Source organism: Janthinobacterium lividum (assembly GCF_034424625.1).
Taxonomy (GTDB): Bacteria; Pseudomonadota; Gammaproteobacteria; order Burkholderiales; family Burkholderiaceae_D; genus Janthinobacterium; species Janthinobacterium lividum.
In genome coordinates this window covers 1,109,396-1,135,266 of sequence record NZ_CP139976.1, presented here as the reverse complement: position 1 = coordinate 1,135,266, position 25,871 = coordinate 1,109,396, and the positions used below count along the sequence as shown (strand labels likewise).

Annotated in this window: 24 protein-coding genes and 1 riboswitch; of the genes, 7 read left to right on the top strand and 17 right to left on the bottom strand. The window is 63.3% G+C overall.

The window, feature by feature from the left end; all coding sequences use genetic code 11:
• The first annotated feature begins 82 nt into the window (after nucleotides 1-82).
• Together U0004_RS05100 and U0004_RS05095 are read left to right on the top strand one after the other, a co-directional pair.
• The gene (locus U0004_RS05100) at nucleotides 83-358 is read left to right on the top strand and encodes a hypothetical protein (protein ID WP_070253803.1); all 276 of its coding nucleotides are present in this window, start codon (nucleotides 83-85) and stop codon (nucleotides 356-358) included.
• Nucleotides 355-879, top strand: coding sequence for a GNAT family N-acetyltransferase (locus U0004_RS05095; RefSeq protein ID WP_070253804.1), 525 nt, complete (start codon nucleotides 355-357; stop codon nucleotides 877-879). Before U0004_RS05100 ends, U0004_RS05095 begins: the two co-directional genes overlap by 4 nt.
• Before the next feature lie 13 nt (nucleotides 880-892).
• On the opposite strand, the gene U0004_RS05090 is transcribed toward U0004_RS05095, so the two are convergent.
• The 12 genes from U0004_RS05090 to U0004_RS05035 form a co-directional block, all read right to left on the bottom strand.
• Nucleotides 893-1,756 carry a hypothetical protein gene (locus tag U0004_RS05090; protein ID WP_139144057.1) on the bottom strand — a complete coding sequence of 288 codons (864 nt, stop codon included), beginning with the start codon at nucleotides 1,754-1,756 and terminating at the stop codon, nucleotides 893-895.
• Between the two features lie 343 nt (nucleotides 1,757-2,099).
• A complete protein-coding gene (locus tag U0004_RS05085) occupies nucleotides 2,100-3,206 on the bottom strand; it encodes an S-(hydroxymethyl)glutathione dehydrogenase/class III alcohol dehydrogenase (RefSeq protein WP_070253806.1) in 1,107 nt (368 codons plus the stop codon).
• A gap of 100 nt (nucleotides 3,207-3,306) precedes the next feature.
• Nucleotides 3,307-3,939: an ANTAR domain-containing response regulator gene (locus tag U0004_RS05080; protein ID WP_034749164.1), complete on the bottom strand. Its 633-nt coding sequence runs from the start codon at nucleotides 3,937-3,939 to the stop codon at nucleotides 3,307-3,309.
• Nucleotides 3,940-4,018: 79 nt separating this feature from the next.
• Nucleotides 4,019-4,642 (bottom strand): thiamine phosphate synthase, encoded by a 624-nt coding sequence (gene thiE / locus U0004_RS05075; RefSeq protein WP_070253807.1) that lies wholly within the window; start codon nucleotides 4,640-4,642, stop codon nucleotides 4,019-4,021.
• Between the two features lie 10 nt (nucleotides 4,643-4,652).
• On the bottom strand, nucleotides 4,653-5,420 hold the full coding sequence (gene thiD, locus U0004_RS05070; RefSeq protein WP_231958551.1) for a bifunctional hydroxymethylpyrimidine kinase/phosphomethylpyrimidine kinase: 768 nt from the start codon (nucleotides 5,418-5,420) through the stop codon (nucleotides 4,653-4,655).
• Nucleotides 5,417-6,211, bottom strand: coding sequence for a thiazole synthase (locus U0004_RS05065; protein WP_070253809.1), 795 nt, complete (start codon nucleotides 6,209-6,211; stop codon nucleotides 5,417-5,419). Before U0004_RS05065 ends, thiD begins: the two co-directional genes overlap by 4 nt.
• A gap of 25 nt (nucleotides 6,212-6,236) precedes the next feature.
• On the bottom strand, nucleotides 6,237-6,440 hold the full coding sequence (thiS, locus tag U0004_RS05060; RefSeq protein ID WP_070222852.1) for a sulfur carrier protein ThiS: 204 nt from the start codon (nucleotides 6,438-6,440) through the stop codon (nucleotides 6,237-6,239).
• 20 nt (nucleotides 6,441-6,460) lie between these two features.
• Nucleotides 6,461-8,374: a phosphomethylpyrimidine synthase ThiC gene (thiC, locus tag U0004_RS05055; RefSeq protein ID WP_070253810.1), complete on the bottom strand. Its 1,914-nt coding sequence runs from the start codon at nucleotides 8,372-8,374 to the stop codon at nucleotides 6,461-6,463.
• Nucleotides 8,375-8,453: 79 nt separating this feature from the next.
• Nucleotides 8,454-8,569: riboswitch (TPP riboswitch) on the bottom strand.
• 108 nt (nucleotides 8,570-8,677) lie between these two features.
• Nucleotides 8,678-8,932 (bottom strand): hypothetical protein, encoded by a 255-nt coding sequence (locus tag U0004_RS05050; protein WP_070253811.1) that lies wholly within the window; start codon nucleotides 8,930-8,932, stop codon nucleotides 8,678-8,680.
• A gap of 38 nt (nucleotides 8,933-8,970) precedes the next feature.
• On the bottom strand, nucleotides 8,971-9,777 hold the full coding sequence (locus U0004_RS05045) for a response regulator (RefSeq protein ID WP_070253812.1): 807 nt from the start codon (nucleotides 9,775-9,777) through the stop codon (nucleotides 8,971-8,973).
• Nucleotides 9,778-9,805: 28 nt separating this feature from the next.
• Nucleotides 9,806-11,710, bottom strand: a complete 1,905-nt coding sequence (locus U0004_RS05040) for a hybrid sensor histidine kinase/response regulator (protein ID WP_230523127.1) — start codon at nucleotides 11,708-11,710, stop codon at nucleotides 9,806-9,808.
• 45 nt (nucleotides 11,711-11,755) lie between these two features.
• Nucleotides 11,756-12,496, bottom strand: a complete 741-nt coding sequence (locus tag U0004_RS05035; RefSeq protein ID WP_070253813.1) for a Crp/Fnr family transcriptional regulator — start codon at nucleotides 12,494-12,496, stop codon at nucleotides 11,756-11,758.
• A 239-nt stretch (nucleotides 12,497-12,735) separates the two neighbouring features.
• Here U0004_RS05035 and U0004_RS05030 point away from each other — a divergent pair, with 239 nt between their 5' ends.
• Nucleotides 12,736-14,820 carry a putative bifunctional diguanylate cyclase/phosphodiesterase gene (locus U0004_RS05030; protein ID WP_070253814.1) on the top strand — a complete coding sequence of 695 codons (2,085 nt, stop codon included), beginning with the start codon at nucleotides 12,736-12,738 and terminating at the stop codon, nucleotides 14,818-14,820.
• A gap of 9 nt (nucleotides 14,821-14,829) precedes the next feature.
• On the opposite strand, the gene U0004_RS05025 is transcribed toward U0004_RS05030, so the two are convergent.
• Nucleotides 14,830-15,879: a porin gene (locus tag U0004_RS05025; RefSeq protein ID WP_070253853.1), complete on the bottom strand. Its 1,050-nt coding sequence runs from the start codon at nucleotides 15,877-15,879 to the stop codon at nucleotides 14,830-14,832.
• A gap of 502 nt (nucleotides 15,880-16,381) precedes the next feature.
• Between U0004_RS05025 and U0004_RS05020 the strand changes: the two genes are divergently transcribed.
• The 4 genes from U0004_RS05020 (at nucleotide 16,382) to U0004_RS05005 (ending at nucleotide 22,962) form a co-directional block, all read left to right on the top strand.
• The gene (locus tag U0004_RS05020; protein WP_070278376.1) at nucleotides 16,382-19,189 is read left to right on the top strand and encodes a valine--tRNA ligase; all 2,808 of its coding nucleotides are present in this window, start codon (nucleotides 16,382-16,384) and stop codon (nucleotides 19,187-19,189) included.
• 115 nt (nucleotides 19,190-19,304) lie between these two features.
• Entirely contained in the window at nucleotides 19,305-19,760 is a 456-nt protein-coding gene (locus tag U0004_RS05015) for a DUF2147 domain-containing protein (protein WP_070253816.1), read from the top strand.
• A gap of 273 nt (nucleotides 19,761-20,033) precedes the next feature.
• Nucleotides 20,034-21,809, top strand: coding sequence for an ice-binding family protein (locus tag U0004_RS05010; RefSeq protein WP_070253817.1), 1,776 nt, complete (start codon nucleotides 20,034-20,036; stop codon nucleotides 21,807-21,809).
• A gap of 13 nt (nucleotides 21,810-21,822) precedes the next feature.
• A complete protein-coding gene (locus tag U0004_RS05005) occupies nucleotides 21,823-22,962 on the top strand; it encodes an OmpA family protein (protein ID WP_070253818.1) in 1,140 nt (379 codons plus the stop codon).
• Between the two features lie 67 nt (nucleotides 22,963-23,029).
• Here U0004_RS05005 and U0004_RS05000 read toward each other — a convergent pair whose 3' ends face one another.
• The 4 genes from U0004_RS05000 to ruvC are packed head-to-tail and all read right to left on the bottom strand — an operon-like array spanning nucleotide 23,030 to nucleotide 25,752.
• Nucleotides 23,030-23,497: a YaiI/YqxD family protein gene (locus tag U0004_RS05000; protein ID WP_070253854.1), complete on the bottom strand. Its 468-nt coding sequence runs from the start codon at nucleotides 23,495-23,497 to the stop codon at nucleotides 23,030-23,032.
• A gap of 32 nt (nucleotides 23,498-23,529) precedes the next feature.
• Nucleotides 23,530-24,585 carry a Holliday junction branch migration DNA helicase RuvB gene (gene ruvB, locus U0004_RS04995; RefSeq protein ID WP_046683444.1) on the bottom strand — a complete coding sequence of 352 codons (1,056 nt, stop codon included), beginning with the start codon at nucleotides 24,583-24,585 and terminating at the stop codon, nucleotides 23,530-23,532.
• Nucleotides 24,586-24,591: 6 nt separating this feature from the next.
• The gene (ruvA, locus tag U0004_RS04990) at nucleotides 24,592-25,170 is read right to left on the bottom strand and encodes a Holliday junction branch migration protein RuvA (protein ID WP_070222695.1); all 579 of its coding nucleotides are present in this window, start codon (nucleotides 25,168-25,170) and stop codon (nucleotides 24,592-24,594) included.
• 42 nt (nucleotides 25,171-25,212) lie between these two features.
• On the bottom strand, nucleotides 25,213-25,752 hold the full coding sequence (gene ruvC / locus U0004_RS04985) for a crossover junction endodeoxyribonuclease RuvC (protein WP_070253819.1): 540 nt from the start codon (nucleotides 25,750-25,752) through the stop codon (nucleotides 25,213-25,215).
• Between the last annotated feature and the right edge of the window lie 119 nt (nucleotides 25,753-25,871).

Here is a 25,871-nt window from a genome sequence, read left to right as displayed (position 1 = left end):
GTGCATTTGTCCAGCGGTCGCGCCGCATTCGCCGCGTGCGCGCTACAATCGGCATCACTGCACAGCTGACGAAAACATGCCCATGACACCTCCCAGCCACCTCGACGGCGCCCGCGTACTGGCCTGGGCCTGGTCCGGCCTGCCCTTCGGCCACGTCGCCAGTGAAGACGGCACCGCCCCCATCGCCATCCACGGCCTGGCCGTGTGCCGCTACGGGGACGAGGCGCAAGTCTACCGTTTCAGCTGCGACGCGCACTGGGAAACGGTACAGGATGAGGTGTATGCCAGCGAGGACGACGCCAGGGAGCAGCTGCCGGCGCAATACCGCGCCGTGGCCGCCGTGTGGAACACACCGTGAGTTACGCCATCCGCGCAGCCACCGGCGCCGACCTGCCCCTGCTGGCCCAGGTCGAGCGCAGCGCCGCAGCTCTGTTTGCCCACGCAGGCCCCGAACTGGCGTGGCTGGTGCAGGGAGAACCCTTGCCACTGAGCACCTTGCAGATGCTGCAGCAGCATGGCGGCATATGGGTGGCCGCCGATGGCCTGGACCGGCCATCGGGTTTCCTGGCCGCCCAGCCGCTCGACGGCCAGTGGTTCATCGTGGAATTGTCAGTTGCCCTGCCGCATCAACGGCAGGGCCTGGGGGCGCGCCTGCTCGACGCGGCGGCGGCCCATGCCCGGACGCTGGGCTGCGCATGCCTGACACTGAGCACGTATCGCCACCTGCCATGGAACGCGCCCTACTATGCGCGCCACGGTTTCAGCGCAATCGAGGCCGCGGCGCTGGGCGCGGGTCACGCGCTCAAGCTGGCGCGCGAAGCGCAGGACGGGCACGACCCGGCGCTGCGCTGCCTGATGCGCAAGCCACTGGCCCGCTGATTCAGCACAACATTCAGCGCACCAGCTTTGCCTTGCCTTCGCTGAGCGCCTGGGCGATCACCTGGCGCGTGGTCTTGTCGGCGATCTTGACGACTTTTTCCTGCTGGCGGCCCAGGTCGTCCATTTGCTTGCCCAGCGCTTCCATCGGCTTGCTGCGCTGCTCCATCTGGCGCGACATCTGCTCCATTTTCTCGGCCTCGCGCTCGTGCACGTCGGCGATGCGGTCGTTGATCTCTTCCATTTCTTCCTGCGCATCTTCCATCTGCTGCTGCAGGCGTTCCACGTCGCGCTCGGCCGCGCGGCGCGCCGTGCCGCTCGTTGCCAGCGCCTGGCGGCGCGAGGCGTCGCCGAGCTTGCGGCCCAGCTCCTGCTGCTGGCGGCCCAGCGCGCGCAGCTGTTCCGACTCGCGCGCGCTGCCTTTTTCCAGGCTGCGGGCGCCCATCTTGCGGCCCATTTCACCCATGGCCTTGCCGTGCGCGCCCATTTGATCGCCAAGCGCGCCCATCTCCTTGCCCAGCTGTTTCGAGGGCAGCCATGCCGTGCGCACCTTGCCCAGCAAGGCCGCATCCTGCAGCACGTAAGCCTGTCCCTGGTCGCGGAACCACAGGAAGGGTCCCTTGATCGAGCGCTTGAGCTTTTCCACCTGCTGCGAATGAATATCGCTGTCGATGACGATGACGCCCTCGCCATCCCTGGCGCCATCAACGAGCGCATAGCTTTCACCCTTGTCGAGCGAACGGCTGACCTGCACGCTGGGCGCGGCTGGTGCGGCTGGTGCGGCCGGTGGCGCGGGCGGTTGCGGCGGCTGCACGGCCAGCGCGCTGCCGCCAAGCAGGATACCGGCCAGGCTGAGGATCAAACGGTGGGAAGTGGACATGGCTGCCTCGTCGCAAAAGTAGTGGAGCATTGACTTTAACGACGGAAAGCTCACGGCTCCAGCGCGGTGCGACAGGCTGCAAAAAGGCGCACCTGGACGGCAGGCTTGCGCGATGAGTGGCAAAGCACGGGTAAAAAAAAGGAGGCCAGGGGCCTCCGTAAAGCCGCTGTGGTACAGCGACGAGAATCACGATAAGCGCTGGCGGCCAGTACCGCCAGCGCCGTGCGATGAAGTGCCGGGATGAAGGGTTAGGCGACAGCCTGGCCCGATGGATGGCAAACGCGGCGGCAAAAAAACGGAGGCCGCAGCCTCCGCAAAAACGCCGTGGTACGGCGTATGTCAATTAATACAGCACGACGGAGCGGATCGATTCGCCGCTCTTCATCAGGTCGAAACCCTGGTTGATATCTTCCAGTTTCAAACGGTGCGTGATCAAATCGTCGATATTGAGCTTGCCTTCCATATACCAGTCGACAATCTTCGGCACGTCCGTGCGTCCGCGCGCGCCGCCGAAGGCGGAACCTTTCCACACGCGTCCTGTCACCAGCTGGAATGGACGGGTGGAAATTTCCTGGCCGGCCGCCGCCACGCCGATGATGATGGACTGGCCCCAGCCCTTGTGGCAGCACTCGAGCGACTGGCGCATGGTGGTGGTGTTGCCGATGCATTCAAACGAATAGTCGGCGCCGCCGTCCGTCAGCTGCACGATGGTGTCGACAACGTTTTCCACCTCGTTGGCGTTGACGAAATGCGTCATGCCGAACTTGCGCGCGATGGCCTGGCGCGCCGGGTTGATGTCCACGCCGATGATCTTGTCGGCGCCAACCATTTTCGCCGCCTGGATCACGTTCAGGCCGATGCCGCCCAGGCCGAACACGACCACATTGGCGCCCGCTTCCACCTTGGCCGTAAACAACACGGCGCCCACGCCCGTCGTCACGCCGCAGCCGATGTAGCAGACTTTGTCGAATGGCGCATCTTCGCGGATCTTCGCCAGGGCAATTTCCGGCACGACGATGTAGTTCGAGAAGGTGGATGTGCCCATGTAATGGAAGATGGGCTTGCCGTCGATGGAAAAGCGCGAAGTCGCGTCCGGCATCAGGCCGCGGCCCTGGGTCGAGCGGATCGACTGGCACAGGTTGGTTTTTTGCGACAGGCAGAATTTGCACTGGCGGCATTCCGGCGTGTACAGGGGAATGACGTGGTCATCCTTCTTCAGGCTTTTCACGCCCGGGCCCACATCGACGACGATGCCGGCGCCTTCATGGCCGAGGATCGACGGGAAGATGCCTTCCGGATCGGCGCCCGACAGGGTGTAGTAATCGGTGTGGCAAATGCCGGTGGCCTTGATCTCGACCAGTACTTCGCCCTCGCGCGGGCCGGCCAGGTCGACTTCTTCGATCGTCAGCGGAGCGCCCGCCTTCCATGCAATCGCTGCTTTGGTTTTCATGTGTGTCCTGTCTATGGTTGAACCAGGCGCGCCAGCGCGCCGTATCGCCACATCATAACAAGGCAGGCGCCGACGTGCCATGCTGGCGCCGGTGCAACGCTTACTTGGTTTTCGCCCGGTTCAAAAAGGCGCCGTGCAGGCCGTTCAGGGTTTCTTCGGCCAGCAGCAGCTGGCTGGCGATTTCATTGATCTTGCGGCGGCTGGAACGGGCGTGGTCGCGCAGCACTTCGAACGCCGTGTTGCGGTCCGTCTGGAACTTACCCATCAGCAAACCGACAGCCAGGCTCGTTTCGCGGCCGGCGGCCAGCGCCGCATTCAGGTTCAGTTCGGTGCGCCGCAGCTGGCGGATTTCATCGGCGCGCGCCAGACCCGCTTCGAATGCGGGCATCAAGCGGCCTTCGTCGACGGGTTTGACGACATAGCCGACGGCGCCATAGGCGGCCGCCTGCTTGCCCGATTCGCTGTCGCCGCTGCCGGACAGGAACATGAACGGCACGGCCGTTTCGCCATGCAGGCGCTTGGCCAGCTCCAGGCCCGACATGCCCGGCATGTGGATGTCGAGCAAGGCCAGGTCGGGCTCGCGCTGGGCAATCAGCTGCAGCGCCACTTCGGCCGAATGGGCCAGGGCCGTCTCGTAGCCGGCATGGCGCAGGACTTCGCCGAGGAATTCCAACAGGAGTTGGTCATCGTCAACGATCAGGATAAGGCGTTTCGCGGCGGCTGGCTGACTCATGGGCAAAGGGACCTCGGTAATGAATGATGCTCTTATTATATGCCGATTATCCGCCCAAACCAGCCCTGCACCCGCATGCTCATGCCGCAAACAAGTGATTGAATTGCTGCACCGCAATATTCACATCGTCCGCCTGGTATTCTTTGCCAAAGACGCTGCTGATGGCCGCCACCATGTCGGCGCCGCGCGCCACCAGCGGCGCGGCGTTTTCCGGCGTCATGCCGCCGATCACCACGCAGGGCAAGGCGATCTCGCGCTTGGCCTGCAGCACGATATCGGGCGGCGTCGTGACCGGATACTTTTTCACCAGCGAGGGATAAAAGCCGCCGAAGGCTACATAGCTGGCGCCGCCAGCCTGCGCCGTCCGCGCCAGGGCCATGTCGCCATAGCATGAGGCGCCGACGAGCTTGTCCTTGCCCAGGCGCGCGCGCACCTGCGCGACGGACGCATCCGTGCCGCCCACGTGCACGCCGTCCGCGTCGAGCTCTTCGCACAGCTCGATAAAATCGTTGATGATGAAAGGCACGCCATACTTGCGGGCCAGGACCAGCAAGGCGCCCGCCTGCTCGCGCCGCTGTTCCGCCTCGGCGCTCTTGTGGCGGTATTGCAGCAGGGCCACGCCGCCATGCAAAGCCTGTTCCGTGATATCGAGCAGGCGGTCGGTGTCATCCCAGTTCGGGGTAACCAGATACAGTCCACGCATGATGTTTTCCTTATTGAATGAATCGTTGCGGTATCAGTTGGCCTGGCGCAACCGCATACGCGCCGGCCAGGGCCGCATGGCAATAGCTTTGCGCGCCATCAAGCGCTTCGGGCAATGCCTGGCCCAGTGCCAGGCGCGCCGCGATGGCGGACGCCAGGGTGCAGCCGCTGCCGTGGAATTCGCCGGGCAGGCGCGGCCAGCGCCACTCGCGCGCCCTGTCCTCGCCATCGTGCCAGCGGTTGACGATCACCTCGCCTTCGCCATGGCCGCCCGTCACCAGCACGTTCTTGCAGCCTTGCGCGCGCAAGTTTTTCTCGCCACCGAGGGCCGCCGCTTCCGGCCCATTCGGTACGATGACGGTAGTCACCGGCAGCAAGGGTGCCAGCGCCAGCACGGCGTCGTCCCGGCTGAGCACGTCGCCATGGCCGCTGGCCAGCACGGGATCGAGCACGACAGGCAAATCCGGCCGGACCAGCCGCAATTGCGCGATCAGTTGCGCAATGACGGCCGCATTCGCGGCGCTGCCGGGAATGCCGATCTTCACGGCATCGATGGCGATCTTGTCGATCAGCGTCTGCGCCTGTCGGCGCAGCAATTCCGGGGCCACAGGCTCGACAGCAAACACGCGGTCGTTGTCCTGCACCGTCAGCGCCGTGATGACAGGCAAGGCATGCGCGCCCTGCGCGGTAATTGCCACGATATCGGCGGCGATGCCGGCGCCGCCCGACGGATCGGCGCCGGCAAACACCAGCACCGTCGGCCGGCTCCCCGGCTTCACGCCAGGCGGCCCGCCATCGGCGACGATGGCGAAGCGGCGAATTTACGCGGCATGCGCCCCGCCAGGAATGCTTCGCGCCCGGCCCGCACGGCCAGCTTCATGGCATGCGCCATGCGCACGGGGTCGCGCGCGCCGGCAATGGCTGTATTCATCAGCACGCCATCGCAGCCAAGTTCCATGGCAATGGCCGCATCCGACGCCGTGCCCACGCCCGCATCGACGAGCACGGGCACTTTCGCCTGATCGATGATCAAGGACAAGTTCCACGGATTCAGGATGCCCATGCCCGAGCCGATCAGCGACGCCAGCGGCATGACGGCCACGCAGCCGATGTCCTCCAGAATCTTCGCCTGGATGGGGTCGTCGCTGCAGTAGACCATCACGTCGAAGCCATCCTTGACCAGCGCTTCTGCCGCGACCAGGGTTTCCGGCATGTGCGGAAACAGGGTTTTTTCGTCGCCCAGCACTTCCAGCTTCACCAGATTGCGCCCGCCCAGGAGCTCGCGCGCCAGTTGCAGGGTGTAGACGGCATCTTTTGCGTTGTAGCAGCCGGCCGTGTTCGGCAAAATCGTGTACTGGTCCGGCGGCACGAAGTCCAGCAGGCTGGGCGCGTTCGGGTCCTGGCCGATATTGACCCTGCGGATCGCCACCGTGATGATCTGCGCCTCGGCCGCGTCCGTCGCTTCGCGCGTCTGCGGCAAATCCTTGTACTTGCCGCTGCCCACCAGCAGGCGCGATTGATACTGTTTTCCTGCGATGGTCAGCAGGTCGTCATGTGTTGCGGTATTCATGTGCTTTTCCTTGTCTATTCTCAACTTAACCGCCGCCGATGGCGCGTACTATCTCCACTTGGTCTTGCGTCTGCAAGACCTGCCCTGGCCACGCCTTGCGCGGCACGACGTTGCGGTTGACGGCCAGCGCCAGCGCCTGGTTTTCCAGCGACAGCGCGGCGATCAGTTGGTCCAGGGTTTGCCCCGGCGGCACCTGGTGCGGTGCGCCGTTGAGCGTGATGGATATCAATGCAGGCATCACGCTCTCCTTCAGACCTTGCGGTACAGCTCGGCGCCGTTCTTGATGAATTCGATGGCCTTGATTTCCATGCCCTGCTTGAGCGCCTTGTCTTCCGCGATACCCATGCCGGCCGCGTATTCGCGCACCTCCTGCGTGATTTTCATCGAACAGAAATGCGGGCCGCACATGGAGCAGAAATGCGCCACCTTGGCCGAATCCTTGGGCAAGGTTTCATCATGGAATTCGCGCGCCTTGTCCGGGTCCAGGCCGATATTGAACTGGTCGTCCCAGCGGAATTCGAAGCGGGCTTTCGACAGGGCGTTGTCGCGGATCTGCGCGCCCGGATGGCCCTTGGCCAGGTCGGCCGCATGCGCCGCGATCTTGTACGTGATGATGCCGTCCTTGACGTCCGCCTTGTTGGGCAGGCCCAGGTGTTCCTTCGGCGTCACGTAGCACAGCATGGCCGTGCCATACCAGCCGATCATGGCCGCGCCGATGCCCGAGGTGATGTGGTCATAGCCGGGCGCGATATCCGTCGTCAGCGGCCCCAGGGTATAGAACGGCGCTTCGCCGCACTGTTCCAGCTGCAAGTCCATGTTTTCTTTAATCAGCTGCATGGGCACGTGGCCCGGCCCCTCGATCATCACCTGTACGTCGTGCTTCCAGGCAACTTGCGTCAGCTCGCCCAGGGTCTTCAGCTCGCCCAGCTGCGCTTCGTCGTTGGCGTCGTAGATGGAGCCGGGGCGCAAGCCGTCGCCCAGCGAGAACGACACGTCATACGCCTTCATGATTTCGCAGATTTCTTCGAAATGCGTGTACAGGAACGATTCCTGGTGGTGCGCCAGGCACCATTTCGCCATGATGGAGCCGCCGCGCGAGACGATGCCCGTCAGGCGCTTGGCCGTCATCGGCACATAGCGCAGCAGCACGCCCGCGTGGATGGTGAAGTAGTCGACGCCTTGCTCGGCCTGCTCGATCAGGGTGTCGCGGAAGATTTCCCAAGTTAAATCTTCGGCCTTGCCATTGACCTTTTCCAGCGCCTGGTAGATGGGCACGGTGCCGATGGGCACGGGGCTGTTGCGCACGATCCATTCGCGCGTTTCGTGGATGTGCTTGCCGGTCGACAAGTCCATCACGTTGTCGCCACCCCAGCGGATGGCCCAGGTCATCTTTTCCACTTCCTCGCCGATCGACGAGGTGACGGCGGAATTGCCGATGTTTGCGTTAATTTTCACCAGGAAATTGCGGCCGATGATCATCGGTTCCACTTCCGGGTGGTTGATGTTGGCGGGAATGATGGCGCGGCCGCGGGCGATTTCCTCGCGCACGAATTCCGGCGTGATCTCGGCCGGGATGCTGGCGCCGAAGGACTGGCCCGGGTGCTGGCGGCCCATCAGGTCGGCCAGGCGCTCGCCCATGGGGCCGGAAGCCTTGAGTTCGCGCAAATATTCCTGGCGGCGCATGTTTTCGCGGATGGCAACAAACTCCATTTCCGGCGTGATGATGCCGCGCCTCGCGTAATGCATCTGCGTAACATTCTTGCCGGCAATGGCGCGGCGCGGCTTGCGGTGCAGGTTGAAACGCAGCTCGGCCAGTTTCGGGTCCGCCAGGCGGGCGATGCCGTAATCGGAGGTCGGACCGGGTAATTCTTCCGTGTCGGCGCGCTCCATGATCCATGGCAGGCGCGGCGTGTCCAGGCCCGAGCGGATATCGATCTGCACGTCCGGGTCCGTGTAGGGGCCGGAGGTGTCGTACACGTAGATCGGCGGATTCTTTTCGCCGCCGAACGACGCTTCCGTATCGGACTGGCTGATCTCGCGCATGGGCACGCGGATGTCGGGGCGGCTGCCTTCGACATAGATCTTGCGCGAATTGGGCAGCGGCGCGATGGCGGCTTCGTCGACCGTGGCGGTGGCGGAGAGGAATTTCGGGTTGACGTTCATTTTGGCTCCTTGGCTAGACTGTTTTTAAGCCTGGAGCCAGCTAAGGAGGTTCGGAATTGCGCACGCGGAAAAGCGGGGTGCGTTCATCCTAAAGCTTCCCTTCGCTGGCATTATCCAGATCAGGTTCGGAGGGTATTTCTCACCCGCGCTTGCACCGTGTTTCCACAGCGAAAGGCAGGACCCCTAGCGTTTGCCGCCTTGCGGCAGCGAGCCAATTATACGCGGTTCACGCCGCGTGGCCAGATGATTTCTTGCAGGTGTCGTCTTTGCGCATCGGCTGCCGCGCAGCCGATGTCATTACGATTATTTCTTCTTGCCCCAGCGCCAGCCGGTCGGTTCGCCCTTCAGCTGGCAGATGAAAATGAGCACGGCGACGATGGCCGCTTCATAGATGATGTACAGCGCCAGCGATTCTTGCGGCGGGAACAGGAAGGCGCCGCAGGCGAACAGCGCCAGCGCGGACAGGAACACCAGCCAGCCCTGCCAGGTGATGGGCAAGCCCCAGCCCCAGCCATAGGTCTTGGCGGGGAACCAGTAGGAAGGAGATTTGTCAGTCATGATTTTTCCTGGTCAGTATCGATGGCACCAAGTATAAATCAGGCACTCCGATGGCGCTGCGTGACATCGAGGCCGATGCCGCGGTAGCCGATGAAGCGGCTGCCATTGTCGAACATCGGTTCGCCGCTCACTTGCAGGTACTGCGTGCTGCCGTCGAGGTTGGCGCGGCTGTAGATAAAGTCGAGAAACGGTTCCCGTGCGGCAATCTTGGCGTCGAGCAAGGCACGCTCGGCCGCGTTCCAGCGTTGCGGCTCTTCCTCGCTGCCGATGCCCAGCATTTCAGCCACGGGGCCGGAAAAGCGCGTCAAATTGCCCTGCGCATCCTGCTCCCAGTACCAGTCGGACGACAGTTCCGTGAAGCGCTGGAAGCGCGCTTCGCTTTCGCGCAACTCCGCCGTGCGCACTTCCACCATCTGTTCCAGCGACTTGTTGTATTCGGCCAGCTTCTGGTACAGCAGCCGCACTTCCAGCATGTTGTGGATGCGCGTCTTCACTTCCACCAGGTCGAAAGGCTTGCTGACGAAATCCTTGGCGCCCGCTTGCAGGGCGCGCAGCTTGTGGCCGGGCTGGGCCGTGATCACCAGCACGGGCAGATAGCTGCCCGCCTCGATGTCGCGCAAGCCTTCCATCACTTCGAAGCCATCCATTTCCGGCATCTGCAAGTCGAGCAGGATCAGGTCGTAGCGGTGCTGCTGGTGCAGCGCGCGCACGGCTTGCGGGTCCATGGTGGAGGTGATGCGCGTATAGCCGGCGTTGCGCAACACCTGCTCGAGCAGCATGACGTTGGCCTCCTGGTCATCGACGATGAGGATGCTGGCGTTCAGGATCTCGGTGGCTTGAAGCATGGCGGTATTCCTAAAAATAAGTGCTGAATTAGCGTATTACGTGAGTGTCGTCGGCCAGGCCGAGCGCGGCCGCGTGGTGCAGGGCCACGTCGAGCGCATCCATGAATTCGACCACCTTGATCGGTTTGGTCAGGTAGCGGAAGAAGCCCGCTTGCAGGCCTTTCTCGATGTCGCGCGGCACGGCGTTGGCCGACAGCGCCATCACGGGAATGTGGCTGGTGAGCGGGTCGTTGTGCAGGATATGCAGGGCGCCAAAGCCGCTGATGCCCGGCAGGTTGATATCCATCAAGATCACGTCCGGCTGATACGTGCGCGCCAGGTCGATGCCCAGGTGCGCATCGATGGCCGTGAGCAACTTCAAATCGCTGCGGCGGGCGATCAATTGCTCCACCAGCGCCAGGTTGGCGGGATTGTCTTCCACGTACAGCAGGGTGCGCAGGCTTTCCTGCGGCTCCTGCACCTGCGGCAGCGCGTCGCCATCGTCCAGCGCCAGTGCCGGCGCGCGGCTGGCGGCCAGCTCGAACCAGAACGTAGTGCCCACGCCCACCGTGCTGTCGACGCCGATGGTGCCGCCCATCAATTCGACCAGCTGCTTGGTGACGACGAGGCCGATGCCCGTGCCCTCTTCCGTGCTGTTTTCCTGCCCCAGGCGGTTGAAAGGCTGGAACAGCTGCGCCACTTGCTGCGCATCGAGGCCGGCACCGCTGTCGCGCACGCTCACGCGCACCTTCTCGCCGTGCCGGCTGCATTCGACGGTGACGGCGCCGCCGCCCTGGTTGTACTTGATGGCGTTCGACAGCAGGTTGATCATCACCTGTTTCACGCGCGTGCGGTCCGCATGCACATAGAAAGCCTGGCCGCAGCGGGGGAAATGCATGCGGATGCCGCGCTTTTCCGCCTGCGGCGCGATCATGGCCTGGCAATCCTGCAGCACGTCGAGCAGCGACATCGCTTCCTGCGACAAAGTGACCTTGCCCGATTCGATCATGGCCAGGTCGAGGATTTCATTGATCAAGCGCAACAGGTACCAGCCGCCCTTGAGAATCTGCTCGATCGAGCGCTGCTGCGGCGGACTCGGCGGCGGCACGTCGGACGCCATCAGCTGGGCGAAACCCAGCACGGCATTGAGGGGCGTGCGCAATTCGTGGCTCATGCTCGACAGGAATTCGGACTTGGCGCGGTTGGCCTTTTCCGCCACCAGGCGCGCCTTTTTCAACTCCGCATTGTTGGTCTCGACCAGCGAGCGCGTATACGCCTGCTGTTCGCGCAGGCGCTGGTCCAGCAGCGCCTGTTCCGCCTCGACCTGCTTGCGCACCGTGTTGTCGGTGCCGATCAGCAGATAGCCGATGACCTTGCTCTGCGCGTCGCGCAGGGCCGTCACGGAGACGATGGCGGGGAAGCGGCTGCCATCCTTGCGGATGTAGGTCAGCTCATAGATGTCTTCGATGCCGCGCATGGCCTTGAACACGAGCGCTTCCACACCGGGCGTGATAACCGTGTCGAGCTCGGCGCTGAGGGCGGCCGCGCGCGCGACGATTTCTTGCGCGTCGGAAATACCAGCCGGCGTCAGCTTGTCGACCACGTCGCTGGCGGCATAGCCGAGCATGCGTTCGGCGCCCACATTGAAAATCTGGATCACGCCTTGCGCATCGGTGGCGATGCACGAGAAATTGGCGCTGTTGAAGATCGCGTCCTGCAAGGCGCCCGCCTTGAGCAGCTGGCGCGGCAGACTGGCCGACACCGTGCGCCGGTACAGCGCCACGAGCAGCATCAGCAGCAAGAAGACCAGCGCGTCGATGACGCAAGCCGTCTCGAACGGCGCGCGCCAGGCCAGCGCGCCGACGGCCAGCAGGGCGATGGCGCTGAACGAAAACGCCAGCGCCATGGGCCAGCGCGACGGGGCGCGCGGGGGAATTTTTTCGACAGATTGCATGAGCTAGCCTGGGCTGTGACTACGATAAGAGGAAAGAAGCGGTGTTCAAGACGCCTGGCGCTGGCGCACGTCCGACAGCAGGCGCGCGAATTCCTTCTTCACCACGCCATAGCATTCGCACACCTGGTCTTCGAGGCCGGCGCGGTCCTGCACCGTGATATGGCCGCGCCGGTAGCTGATGAGGCCGCGCTGCTGCAGGCGCCCGGCCGCTTCCGTCACGCCTTCGCGGCGCACGCCCAGCATGTTGGCGATCAACTCCTGCGTCATGGTCAGCTCGCGGTTCGGCAGGCGGTCCATGGTCAGCAGCAGCCAGCGGCACAGCTGCTGTTCCACCGTATGGTGGCGGTTGCACACGGCCGTTTGCGACATTTGCGTGATCAGCGCTTGCGTATAGCGCAGCAGCAAGCGCATGACGGGGCCGGCGCGGTCGAATTCTTCCATCAGCAGATGGGCTTTCAGCCGGTAGCCGACGCCGCCCGTCTGCACGACGGCGCGGCTTGGCGTCGAGTTGCCGCCCATAAACAACGACACGCCCACGACGCCCTCGTTGCCGACGCCGGCAATTTCCGACGAACCGCCGTTTTCCAGCAGGTAGTGGATGGAAACGATGGCCGTGGTGGGGAAGTACACATGCTGCAGCTTGTCGCCCGAATCGTAGATCACATCGCCCAGCAGCATGGAGACTTGCTCCAGGTGGGGCGCCAGGCGCGCGAAATCGGCGTCGAGCATGGCGGAAAGCAAATGGTTTTGATTCGGGTTGTGCAGCTGGGCATGCGGACTCGACATGGGCAGTTTTCCTGGTTTCCAGTCGTCAGCTAGGGAGATAAATGAAAGACGTCCGAACGAGGGGCGCCATATGCAGCAGCGTAACACAGCGCCCGCACAATGCCCCCACTATATTTCTTGGTGGCATGAACGTCCGTTCGGTAGCGAACGGACGTTCATTCACCGCGCGCCCTACAGTCAATCACTGCCAGGGCTGCCGGATCACGGATCGGTAGCGGTGCTGCTTACCGGACGCCATCATGCAATCATTCTTCAAACGCATCTCCATTTCCGTTTCCACCTCGGCCCTGATCACCCTGGCGGTCGGGCTGTGCCTGACGGCCCTGTGCTACGCCTCGGCGCGGCAGATCGAAGCGGAAAGCGCCAGGCTGCTGCTGCAGTACCACGCCAGCGGACACACCCTGGGCGCCGCCCTGCTGCCGGCCAAGGGCATGACCTTGGATGCCAACCATCGCGGCTCGCTATATGTGCTGCTGGGCGGATTACTGTCGAGCCTGTTGGCAACAGCGTATGTATACCAGCTGGTGTCGCGCAATTCCGTGATTGCCCGCATCACGGGCGAACGCACGGCGGCGCTGCAGTTTGCCAATCTGCGCCTGTCCGAAGATATCGCCGCGCGCATGCACAATGAAAAGTCGCTGCGCTTGCGCGAACGCATCATCGAAGTATCGGCCAATGCCATCATCCTGTGCAGCGCCGACGCGCCCGGCTACCTGATCGAATACGTCAACCCCGCCTTCGAACGCATCACCGGCTATGCGGCCAGCGAAGTCATCGGCCAGCGCCTGGAAGACTTGCAAGGTCCCGAGCAAGGGCGGCAAGACATGCACGCCATTACGGCGGCCCTGCGCGAACAGCGCGAAGGCAAGGCCATCGTGCGCAATTTCCGCAAGGATGGCAGCAGCTACTGGAGCGAGCTGTTCGTCGCGCCCGTGCGCGACGATGGCGATGGCGCGCTCAGTCACTTTGTCGTGGCGCAATACGACATCAGCACCGTCATGCGTTTCGAACAGGAAATGGAATTTCAGGCCAGGCACGATATCCTGACGGGCCTGGCCAACCGGGCACTGCTGCGCGAACGGCTGGAGCAGGCGATGGCCGTGACGCGGCGCAACGGCCTTCCCCTGTGGGTGGTTTTCATCGACCTCGACCGCTTTAAATTTGTCAACGATACCCTGGGCCATGATGCAGGCGACCTGGTGCTGAAAAGCGTGGCCGAACGCCTGCGCGACGCCACGCGCGAAGTCGACACGGTGGCACGCCTGGGCGGCGACGAATTCGTGCTGCTGCTGCCCCAGCATGGCAATGGCGAACCGGGCGCGGCCATTCTGCAGCGCATCCAGGACGCCGTGGCGCAGCCGCTGCAACTGGGCGAATATGAATTTTTCCTCAGCTGTTGCATGGGCGTGGCCGTGTATCCCGATGATGGCGACGATGCCGACACCCTGATCAAGCACGCCGACATCGCCATGTACCGCGCCAAGGAACAGGGACGGGGCAACTGGCAATTCTATGCCTCGGGCATGAATGCGGGCACCCTGGAGCGCCTGGGGTTGGAAAGCGAGTTGCGCTACGCCCTGGAACGCGGCCAATTCCACCTCGAATACCAGCCCCAGCTGGACCTGGCCAGCGGCGCCGTGGTGGGCATGGAAGCGCTGCTGCGCTGGCAACATCCGCAACTGGGGCGTATTCCACCTGCCAGCTTCATCGGCCTGGCCGAGGAAATGGGCTTGATCACCCCCATTGGCGACTGGGTGCTGCGCACGGCGTGCGCCCAGACGCGTGCCTGGCAACTGGCCGGCCATGGCCCGCTGCGCCTGGCCGTCAATCTGTCGGCGCGACAATTCAAGCAAAGGAATCTGCTGCACGCGGTGGCGCAGGCACTGGCCGAGACAGGCCTCGATGCGGCCCATCTGGAACTGGAATTGACGGAAAGCATGGTCATGCATAACGTGGAGCAAGCCACGGCCATCATGGCCAACTTGAAGGCGCTGGGCGTGCAATTGTCCATCGACGACTTCGGCACCGGCTATTCCAGCCTGGCCTACCTGCGCCACTTCCCTATCGACGTGCTGAAAATCGACAAAACCTTCGTCAGCGACATCACGCACAGCGACGACGACGCGGCCATCGTGCGCGCCATCATTTCGCTGGCGCACAGCTTGCGCCTGAAAGTCATCGCCGAAGGCGTGGAAACGGAACAGCAGCTGGCCTTCCTGCGCCAGCAAGGCTGCGACCAGATGCAGGGCTACCTGTTCAGCCGCCCACTCGCCGCCCCCGCCTTCGAAGCGCTGCTGCACGAAGGCAGCATGCTGCCCGCCTAGCGTGACGGTTTAAAACGCGTGGCGCAGGCCGACGTTGAAGGCGCGGTTGCCGCTGCCCACTTCGGTGGCATTGCCCACCATGTAGGCGGCATCGTTGCGGTTACGGATGTGCGCGTAGGCAACATACACCTTGCTGCGCTTGGACAAGGCATACGTGGCGCCGATGGCCAGCTGCTGCGCATCGCGGTTGGCCGCGTCGCGGTCATCCTTGCGCACATACGAGGCCAGCAAGGTCGCCGCGCCGAGCGGCACGGACACGCCGACGATGGCGTCGCGGCTGTCGGTGGACTGGGCCGGCGCCTGCGCCGCGCCGTATGGATTCTCGGCAAAGAACATGCTGCTGCCATCGCCCGTGTTGCGGCCATAACCGGCAAACGCCGTGGCCACGCCAAAGTTGTAATTACCGGCCAATATCGTGTTGTTCACGTCGGCCTTGCCCAGCTCGCCGGCACGGCTCTGGCGCGCCAGGCGCAAGGTCAATGGACCGTTGACATAGCCGAGGGCCAGGCCCAGCGAACGCTGGTCCGCCGCAATCCCCGTGTGTTCGCCAAAACCGACCATGACCGTGGCCGTGACGCCGCGCAGCTCGGGCGAGGTGTAGCGCACGGTATTGTCGATGCGCGTGGCCGAATAGCCGGCCAGGTTGGTCGACGCGCCCGCCATGCCGCCCTCGAACGGATCGGCCACGTCGGTCAGCGCCTGGCTCTGCAGGTTGTACTGGCGACCCACGGTCAGCATGCCCAGCGGACTGTCGATGCCGACAAACGCCTGGCGGCCAAACAACTGGCCTGCCTGGTCCGAGCGGCCCGTGTCGCTCAAGACACCCGCTTCCAGCGTGAACACGGCTTGCAAGCCGTTACCCAGGGATTCCGTGCCGCGCAAGCCCAGACGCGAGCCGGCCGACACGCCGCTGGTGAGCTTGCTGACGCCGCCTTCCTGCACCAGGCCCGCATCCATCAAGCCATACACGTTGACGGAGGACTGGGCATGGGCGGCAGGCAAGGCGCCCAGGGTGGCGATGGTCGAAACGAGGCCGACACTGATCGAGAGTTTTTTCATGCTGGTTTCCTTATGCAGGCAAAACCGGGAAAGCGCGCGGCCATGGCATAGCCACAGCGGCCAGGCGCTGTGGAACATGCCGTATCGAAAGACGACGGGCCAGATAACAACATTCCTGGCTAAGCTGTGGCGGCAGCGGCGTGCAATGACGAGCCGCCTTGATTCCGCCGTGAATGGTGCACCGCTGGCGGTGCGCGTGGCTCAGGCGCCCAGCCCGCAGGGGACGCTCTGAAAGTGGCTGGCATCGCAGATGCGCTGGCCGGGTGACGCGGACGAGAGTTGGAGTGAAACTTTGATACAACTGCGCCCGCTGGCGCCGTCCGCAAAGATAGGGCAGGAGGCGCCAAGGCCGGCATTATAACATCGGCAGCGCTTTTATCCCCGTTCTGTTGCCCGTCAACGGCCCGCAAAGCCGCCAAAACACTGAAAAAGGCGGCTTGCCACGCTGCAGGCGATGCCGCGTCATCTATAATGGTTCCTTTTGCCAATCACACGCCAAATCATGGAATTAGCCAAGTCTTTCGAGCCCGCCGACATTGAACAATTCTGGCGCACCGAGTGGGAGCAGCGCGGTTACTTCACCGCCACCCTCGATGCGGGAAAACCTTCCTTCAGCATCCAGTTGCCGCCGCCGAACGTCACCGGCACCCTGCACATGGGCCATGCGTTCAACCAGACCATCATGGATGGCCTGACCCGCTACCACCGCATGCTGGGCCACAACACGGCCTGGATACCCGGCACCGACCACGCGGGCATCGCCACGCAGATCGTCGTGCAACGCCAGCTGGACGCGCAAAAGATTTCGCGCCATGACCTGGGCCGCGAGAAATTCGTGGAAAAAGTGTGGGAATGGAAAGAAAAATCCGGTTCCATCATCACTGGCCAGATGCGCCGCCTGGGCGCCTCGGCCGACTGGCAGCGCGAATACTTCACGATGGACGAACCGCGCTCGAAAGTCGTCACCGACGTCTTCGTGCGCCTGTTCGAGCAAGGCCTGATCTACCGCGGCAAGCGCCTCGTCAACTGGGACCCCGTGCTGGGCACGGCTGTGTCCGACCTGGAAGTGGTGTCCGAGGAAGAAGACGGTTCCATGTGGTACATCAAGTACCCGCTGGCCGACGGCAGCGGTTTCCTGACGGTGGCCACGACCCGTCCTGAAACCATGCTGGGCGACGTGGCCGTGGCCGTCGATCCAACGGACGAGCGCTACACGGCGCTGGTGGGCAAGATGCTGAAACTGCCGCTGACGGACCGCGAAATCCCCATCATCGCCGACGAATACGTCGACAAGGAATTCGGCACCGGCTGCGTGAAGATCACCCCGGCGCACGACATGAACGATTACGCCGTGGGCCAGCGCCACAAGCTGGCGCAGATCGTCATCCTGACCCTGGACGCGAAGATCACGGACGACGCGCCGGCAGCCTACCGCGGCATGGACCGCTTCGCCGCGCGCAAGCAGATCGTCGCCGACCTCGACGCGCAAGGCTTGCTGGAACAAGTCAAGCCGCACAAGCTGATGGTGCCGCGCGGCGACCGCACGGGCGTCGTCATCGAGCCGATGCTGACGGACCAGTGGTTCGTCGCCATGAGCAAACCGGCCCCGGAAGGCACCTTCTTCCCAGGCAAGTCGATCGCGGAAACGGCGCTGGACAAGGTCGCCAGCGGCGAAATCAAGTTTGTGCCGGAAAACTGGAGCACCACCTACAACCAGTGGCTCAACAACATCCAGGACTGGTGCATCTCGCGCCAGCTGTGGTGGGGCCATCAAATCCCGGCGTGGTACGACGATGCCGGCAATATCTTCGTGGCCAAGACGGAAGCGGAAGCCATCGCCAAGGCGCAGGCGGCCGGCAGCACGGGCCCGTTGAAACGCGACGACGACGTGCTCGACACGTGGTTCTCGTCGGCGCTCGTACCGTTCTCGACCATGGGTTGGCCGGAAGAAACGCCGGACATGAAAGCCTTCCTGCCATCGTCCGTGCTGGTGACGGGTTTCGACATCATCTTCTTCTGGGTCGCGCGCATGGTCATGATGACGGCGCACTTCACGGGCAAGGTGCCGTTTGAAACCGTCTACGTGCACGGCCTCGTGCGCGATTCGACGGGACAGAAGATGTCCAAGTCGAAGGGCAACACGCTGGACCCGATCGACCTGATCGACGGCATCGACCTGGAAGGCTTGATCGTCAAGCGCACCACGGGCTTGATGAACCCGCGCGACGCGGAAAAGATCACCAAGGCAACGCGCAAGGAATTCCCGGAAGGCATTTCCGCCTATGGCACGGACGCCGTGCGCTTCACCATGGCCAGCTATGCATCGCTGGGCCGCAACATCAATTTCGACCTGGGCCGCTGCGAAGGCTACCGCAACTTCTGCAACAAGATGTGGAATGCCACCCGTTTCGTCATGATGAATACGGAAGGCAAGGACTGCACGCCGAATGACGCCGACCTGTCGCAAGCGGACAAGTGGATTATTTCCCTGCTGCAAAAGGCGGAACTGGACGTGGCCAAGGGCTTTGAAGACTTCCGTTTCGACAATATCGCCGCCACCATCTACAAATTTGTCTGGGACGAGTATTGCGACTGGTACCTGGAAGTCGCGAAAGTCCAAGTGCAACAGGGCACGGAAGGCCAGCAGCGCGCCACCCGCCACACCCTGCTGCGCGTGCTGGAAGTCGTGCTGCGCCTGGCCCATCCGATCATCCCGTTCGTTACGGAAGCGTTGTGGCAAACGGTGGCGCCTTTGGCCGGCAAGACGCTCAAGCCAGAGGGCGATTCGATCATGATGCAGCCGTATCCGATCGCCAACACCGAGAAGATCGATGAAAGCGCGGAAGCGTGGATGCAGCAGCTGAAAGCCTTGACGGACGCAACGCGCAACCTGCGCGGCGAAATGCAGATCTCGCCTTCCGTGCGCGTGCCGCTGATCGTCGAAGCGGGCAATGCCACGGAAAAAGCCGCGCTGGCGTCGTACGCACCGTACATCCAGTCGCTGGGCAAGCTGGCTGAAGTGCAGATCGTCGATGCGCTGCCGGACTCGCCAGCGGCCGTCGCCATCGTCGGCACCACCAAGCTGATGCTGAAAGTGGAAATCGACGTGGCCGCCGAGCGCGAGCGCCTGGGCAAGGAAATCGCCCGCATCGAAGCGGAAATTGCCAAGGTTAACAGCAAGTTGGGCAATGAAAGCTTTGTTGCGCGCGCCCCTGCCGCCATCGTTGCGCAAGAAAACGAGCGTTTGCTCAGTTTTTCGGCGACAATTGAAAAACTGCGCGAACAGTTTGCTAAACTAGCCAGCGCATAAGGCAAGTTTGGAAGGATTGCGCGGCGTCATCTCCTGACGCCGCGCAGCACTGCTGGTCTTGCCTTGGTATCTATACTGTTTCGTAACAGATCAAAAAAACCACAGGAGACTAGCGATGCATAAACTATTCAAAGCAAGCGTACTGGTGGCCGCCCTGGCCATCGCCGGCAGCGCCACCGCGCGCGACGGCAACTATACCCCCGTCGGCACGTGGAAAACCATCGATGACGCCAGCGGCAAGCCGAAATCCCTCGTTGTCATCACGGAAAACAATGGTGTCTTGCAAGGCAAGATCGAAAAGCTGTTCCGTGGCCCGAATGAAGATCAAAATCCCAAGTGCGACAAGTGCACGGGCGCCAACAAGGACCAGCCCATCATCGGCCTGGTGATCCTGTCCGGCCTGAAATATGACGGCAAGGAATGGACGGGCGGCGAAATCACGGACCCGGCCACCGGCAAGGTCTACAAGAGCAAGGCAGAACTGACGGAAGGCGGCACCAAGCTGCAAGTGCGCGGCTATGTCGGCGTGCCGATGTTTGGCCGCTCGCAAACGTGGGTGCGCGAAGAGTAAGCAACCGCCCCGCCCTGTCGAAGCCGGCCCTGCGCCGGCTTTTTTGTGCCTGCTTTCCGCACACGGCCGTTGTTTTTCAGGCCGAATCGTTCCCTTTTGAACCCATTCCCCGTCAAAGACAAGCTAAGCGTGCCAGCGCACATACCTTCAGTTTCCTAAATGAAATAGTGCATGCCTGTGACGCCATCGCCCTGTAGCGAAAGGCGGCATGGCTCTGCCGGATGACCTCATCCGCGGATGCCCGGCAATGACTGCCATGCACAAAGGAATTATATGAATCTCTTCAAGCGATATCTGAACCCGCTGCTCGTCTCGGCAGGTCTGCTGGCCATGGCCGCCCTGGCCGGCTGTGGCGGCGGCGACCAGGGACGCGATCCCATCCTCGGCTTGCCGGCTGCCACCTTGTCCAGCCTGGCCGTCACGCCAGCCACGGCCACGGTCGCCATCGGCGCGGGCCAGCAATTCACGGCCATCGCCACGTATAGCGACGGCTCCTCGCAAGACGTCAGCGCCAAGTCGGCCTGGACGTCGGCCACGCCAGCCAGTGCGACAGTCAATAGCGCCACAGGCTTGAGTACCGGCATCGCTGCCGGCGGCAGCAGCATCAGCGCCGCGTTCGGCGGCAAGAGCGCGGCGGCCCAGCTGACCGTCTCGCCGGCCACCTTGACGGCGATCGCCATCACGCCGCTCGCGCCATCCATCGCCATCGCCGCAACACAGCAATTCACGGTGACCGGCAGCTTCAGCGACGGCGCCACGCGCGACGTCACGGCCGTGTCGACCTTTGCTTCGGCCAGCCCTACCACGGCCAGCATCGCCGCTGGCGGCTTGGCGCTGGGTAAGGTTGCCGGCACGACACAGATCACGGCTACCACGGGCACCTTGACAGCCAGCACCGTGCTGACCGTCACGCCAGCGACCCTGCTGGCTATCGCCGTCACGCCGCAAAACCCCGTCATCCCGGCCGCCGCGACGCGCCAGCTGGCCGTCCTTGCCACGTATTCGGATGGCAGCAGCGTGGACGTCACGACCGGCAGCACCTTCGTTTCAGTCACGCCCGTCTCGGCCACCGTCGCCAGCGGCGGCCTCGTCACCGGCGTTGCCTTTGGTACCAGCGTCATGAATGCCAGCTTCAACGGCAAGACGGCCAGCACCACCGTGACCGTACCTGCCCTCACCCTGGTCAGCATCGCCGTCACGCCAGCCACGGCCAGCATCGCTGTTGGTGCCCAACAGCAATTCATTGCCACCGCAACGTATTCGGACAGCTCGAACGCCATCGTCACCAACAGCGCCGCCTGGACGTCGGGCACCGTTGCCAACGCCAGCGTACTGAACACGGGCGTCGCCACCGGCATCGCCGCCGGCACCAGCAGCATCACGGCCACGGCCGGCGGCCAGTCGGGCAGCGCGTTGCTGACAGTCACGGCCGTCGCCATCCCGCCCGTCCTCAATCCGATCATCCTGGGCCGCGCGGCGCCGTTCGGCGTACTGGCCGGCACCTCGATCACGAACAACTCGGGCGGCACCACCCTGATCACGGGCGACGTCGGTGCGCCTTCGCAGACCACCGATCCGACCCAGGCGGCCGGCTTTACCAACTACAAGTCGGGCGCCATCCTGGCCGGCGCCATGACGGATTTGCAAGCGGCGATCACGGACGGCAATAGCCGGACTTGCGACGTCACCTTTGCCGGCGGCATCGACCTCGGTGGCCAGACCTTCGGCCCCGGCGTGTATTGCTATGCCGGTGCCATCAGCATTACCGGTACGCTGACACTGAACGGTCCCGGCGTGTACATCTTCCGCACGGCGCTGACCCTGGACTCGACCGTCAATTCGGTAGTTTCCCTGAATAACGGCGCCACGGCCGACAACGTCAGCTGGCTGCCCGTCGGCCCGACCACCCTGGCCGCGAACAGCGTCTTCAAGGGCAATATCCTGGGCCAGTCGGCCGCCATCACGGTGGGCGACAACACGACCCTGCTCAATGGCCGCGTGCTGACGGCTGCCGCCGTTACCCTGCGCAACAACCAGATCACCAAATAATCGGGACATGACGATGACTATCGCACACACACTGGGCGCCCTGAGCGTCATGGCCGGCGCCTTGCTGGCGGCGCAATCGGCGCAGGCGCAGGACAACACTTTCATCAACCCGGACTGGGCCAACAGCGCCTGGTACATCGGCGCGGGCGTGGGCCAGTCGCGCGCCACCATCGACGAACCGCGCCTGCGCACCAGCCTGGCCGCCAACGGCGAAACCGTCACCGGCTTCAGCAAGGACCAGCGCGACACCGGCTATAAGCTGTTTGTCGGCCGCCAACTGAACCAGTATGTCGCCGTGGAAGCCGGTTACTTTGACCTGGGCAAGTTCGATTTCAAGTCGACCACCAGCGGCAACGGCGTGCTGAACGGACAAGCAGCGTTTCGCGGCGTGAACCTGGACCTGCTGGGCCAGCTGCCGCTGTCGCAGCGCCTGTCATTACTGGGCCGTGTCGGCATGCACTACACCAAGACCAACACGGAGTTCAGCGGTAACCGCCTGCTGGGTTCGACCAATACCCATGCCAGCGAGCGCAAACTCAATGCCAAGCTGGGCCTCGGCCTGGAATACAAGTTCAGCGAAGCGCTGGCCCTGCGCGGCGAAGTCGAGCGTTATCGCCTGAACGATGCCGTCGGCAACCGCGGCGATGCGGACCTGTATTCCGTCAGCCTCGTGTATAAACTGGGCCGCCCGGCCAGCGCCACGCCCGCCTACCAGCCGGCGCCCGAAGTCGCCCCTGTCGTCGCCATGCCGGCACCTGTCATCGTGGCCGCACCGGCGCCTGTCCCCGTAGCGGAAAAAGTATCGTTTGCCTCGGAAGCGTTGTTTGATTTCGATCAATCGACGCTCAAGCCGCAAGGCAAAGCCGCACTGGACCAGCTGCTCGGTCAATTGACGGGCATGGACCTGGAAGTGATCGTCACGGTCGGCCATACGGATGCCGTCGGCTCCGACGCCTACAACCAGAAACTGTCGCAGCGCCGCGCCGAAGCCGTCAAGGCCTATCTGGTGGCGCAAGGTGTCGAGACGAGCCGCGTCTACACGGAAGGCAAGGGAGAAACGCAACCGGTGGCCGACAACACGAGTGCCGCCGGCCGCGCCAAGAACCGCCGCGTGACGGTGGAAGTGGTAGGCACGCGCAAAGTTGCACGCTAAGTTACATGCACATAAAAAAACCGGCTTGCGCCGGTTTTTTTTCGTCCACGTTTTTTTCGTCCACCGCTTACTGCGCCGGGGCCGGCTTGCGGTGGTGCTTGCTCAGATGCCGGTCCAGGCTATTGGCAAACTGTTGCCGGTCGGATTGGCTGAAGGCGGCCGGACCGCCCGTGTCGACACCGCCGCTGCGCAATTCTTCCATGAAAGCGCGCATCGTCAGTTGCTGGGCGATATTGTCCTTCGTGTAAAACTCGCCACGCGGGTTCAGCGCAAAACCACCCTTCGTCAGCACGTCGGCAGCCAACGGGATATCGCCCGTGATGACGAGGTCGCCGGGACTCAACAAGCGCACGATTTCCTGGTCAGCCACGTCCGCGCCGGACGGCACTTGCACGGTGCGGATAAAACGCGAGGGCGGCACGCGCAAGCCCTGGTTGGCGACCAGGGTGAGCGGCAATTCCAGGCGGTCGGCCACGCGATACAAGATTTCCTTGATGACGACGGGACAGGCATCAGCGTCGATCCATATCTGCATGCCCGGCGTGGTCTGCTGGCTGCCTTCCGCCATCACAGTTCCCACGCTTCGCCGCCCGGGCCCATGCGCGGGGCGCTGACGCCAAAGTGCAGGTAGGCGGCCGGCGTGGCGACACGGCCACGGGGCGTGCGCTGCAGGAAACCTTGCTGTATCAGATACGGTTCCAGCACATCTTCGATGGTATCGGCCGCTTCGCCGATGGCTGCCGCCAGATTCCCAATGCCGACGGGGCCGCCGCCGAACTTGAACAGCACGGCTTCGAGCAGCTTGCGGTCCATCACGTCGAAACCGGCGGAATCGACGTCGAGCATGGCCAGCGCGCGGTCGGCCACCACCTTGGTGATCTCGCCATTGCTTTTGACTTCCGCAAAATCGCGCACGCGGCGCAGCAGGCGGTTGGCGATGCGAGGCGTGCCGCGCGCGCGCTGGGCGATTTCAATCGCGCCTTCCGGGTCGATCGGTGCTTTCAGCAAGGCCGCGCTGCGCGTGACGATCTTCGTCAATTCGCCCGTGTTATAGAACTCCAGGCGCGCCACGATGCCGAAGCGGTCGCGCAGCGGATTGGTCAGCATGCCGGCGCGCGTGGTGGCACCGACCAATGTAAACGGCTGCAGGTCGAGTTTTACGGAACGGGCGGCCGGGCCTTCGCCGATCATGATATCGATCTGATAATCCTCAAGCGCCGGATACAAAATCTCTTCCACGACGGGCGACAGGCGGTGGATTTCATCGATGAACAGGACATCGTTCGCTTCCAGGTTCGTCAGGATCGCCGCCAGGTCGCCCGGGCGCTCCAGCACGGGACCGGAGGTCTGGCGCAAATTGACGCCCATTTCGCGCGCGATGATGTGCGCCAGGGTCGTCTTGCCCAGGCCCGGCGGGCCGAACAGCAAAGTATGGTCGAGCGCTTCCTTGCGCTGGCGCGCAGCCGTAATGAAAATCTCGAGCTGGTCGCGGATTTTTTCCTGCCCCACATACTCGTCGAGCTGCTTGGGGCGCAAGGCCCGTTCGATGGCCTCTTCGTTGTGCGAGATGGGGGCCGCGTCGATGATGCGCTGTTCCGTGAAGCTGTCGGTCTGGATGCTCATGCCCTATCAGCCTTTCGACAGCGCTTTCAGCGCCAGTTTGATGCCGTCCGACACGCCGCTGCCGGCCGGCACGTTTTTCACGGCGGCCAGCGCTTCCTTGTCCGAATAGCCGAGCGCAACCAGGGCATTCAAAATATCCGATTGCGCATCCGGCGCCGCGTGCGCGCCGCCGGCGCCAATGTCCGCACCCAGCTTGCCCTTCAATTCCAGCAACAGGCGCTCGGCCGTTTTCTTGCCGATGCCCGGCACTTTCACGAGGCGGCCGGAATCCTGCAGGGTGATGGCTTGCGCCAGGTCGGCAATCGTCATGCCCGAGAGGATAGACAAGGCCATGCGCGCGCCCACGCCCGTGATCTTGATCAACTGGCGGAACACGGCGCGCTCGGCTGCATTGCCGAAGCCAAACAACAGGTGCGCATCTTCGCGGATGGCCTGGTGTGTGAACAGCACGACTTTTTCGCCCACGTGGGGCAGGTTGTAAAACGTGCTCATCGGCACGTCGACTTCATAGCCGACGCCCTGGCAATCGACCAGCAATTGTGGCGGATTCTTTTCAAGCAAAATACCGGAGAGACGGCCTATCATCGCGTGTTCCTAATGTTGTGTATATATATGAGGGCCATGCAGCTATCCCACTAAACGGCCGCGCTTCATGCGCAGCCCCTGCAGCTGGGGCGCCAGCGCACCGATCATGGCCAGCGCATCGATGCTGTTGGCGTGGCAAATGGCCACGCCCAAGGCATCGGCCGCATCCGTGCCGGGCAAGCCTGGCAAGGACAGCAGCCGCGACACCATCTCCTGCACCTGCTCCTTGGCCGCCTTGCCATGGCCCGTGACGGCCTGCTTCACTTGCAGCGCCGTGTATTCGGCCACCGACAGGTCGGCGTTGACCAGCGCGCAAATAGCCGCGCCGCGCGCCTGGCCCAGCAGCAAGGTCGATTGGGGATTGACGTTGACAAACACTTTTTCGATGGCCGCGCAATCGGGCTGGTAGGTGCCGACGATTTCGCTCACGCCCTGCAGGATGACCTTCAGGCGCGGCGGCAATTCCCCTTCGGAACCCGTCTTGACGGTACCCGACGCGATATAGCGCAGCTTGTTGCCGTGTTTTTCAATGACCCCAAAGCCGGTCGTGCGCAGGCCAGGATCGATGCCAAGAATAATCATCGCCAGATTCTATAATGAATACGGCAGGCACCGGTGAATAACCGGTGCCTGCCGTATTGTGTCGCAGCAACCCAAAACAACATCTGGGGTCGGACCCTCAGGGTCCGACCCCGGTCATT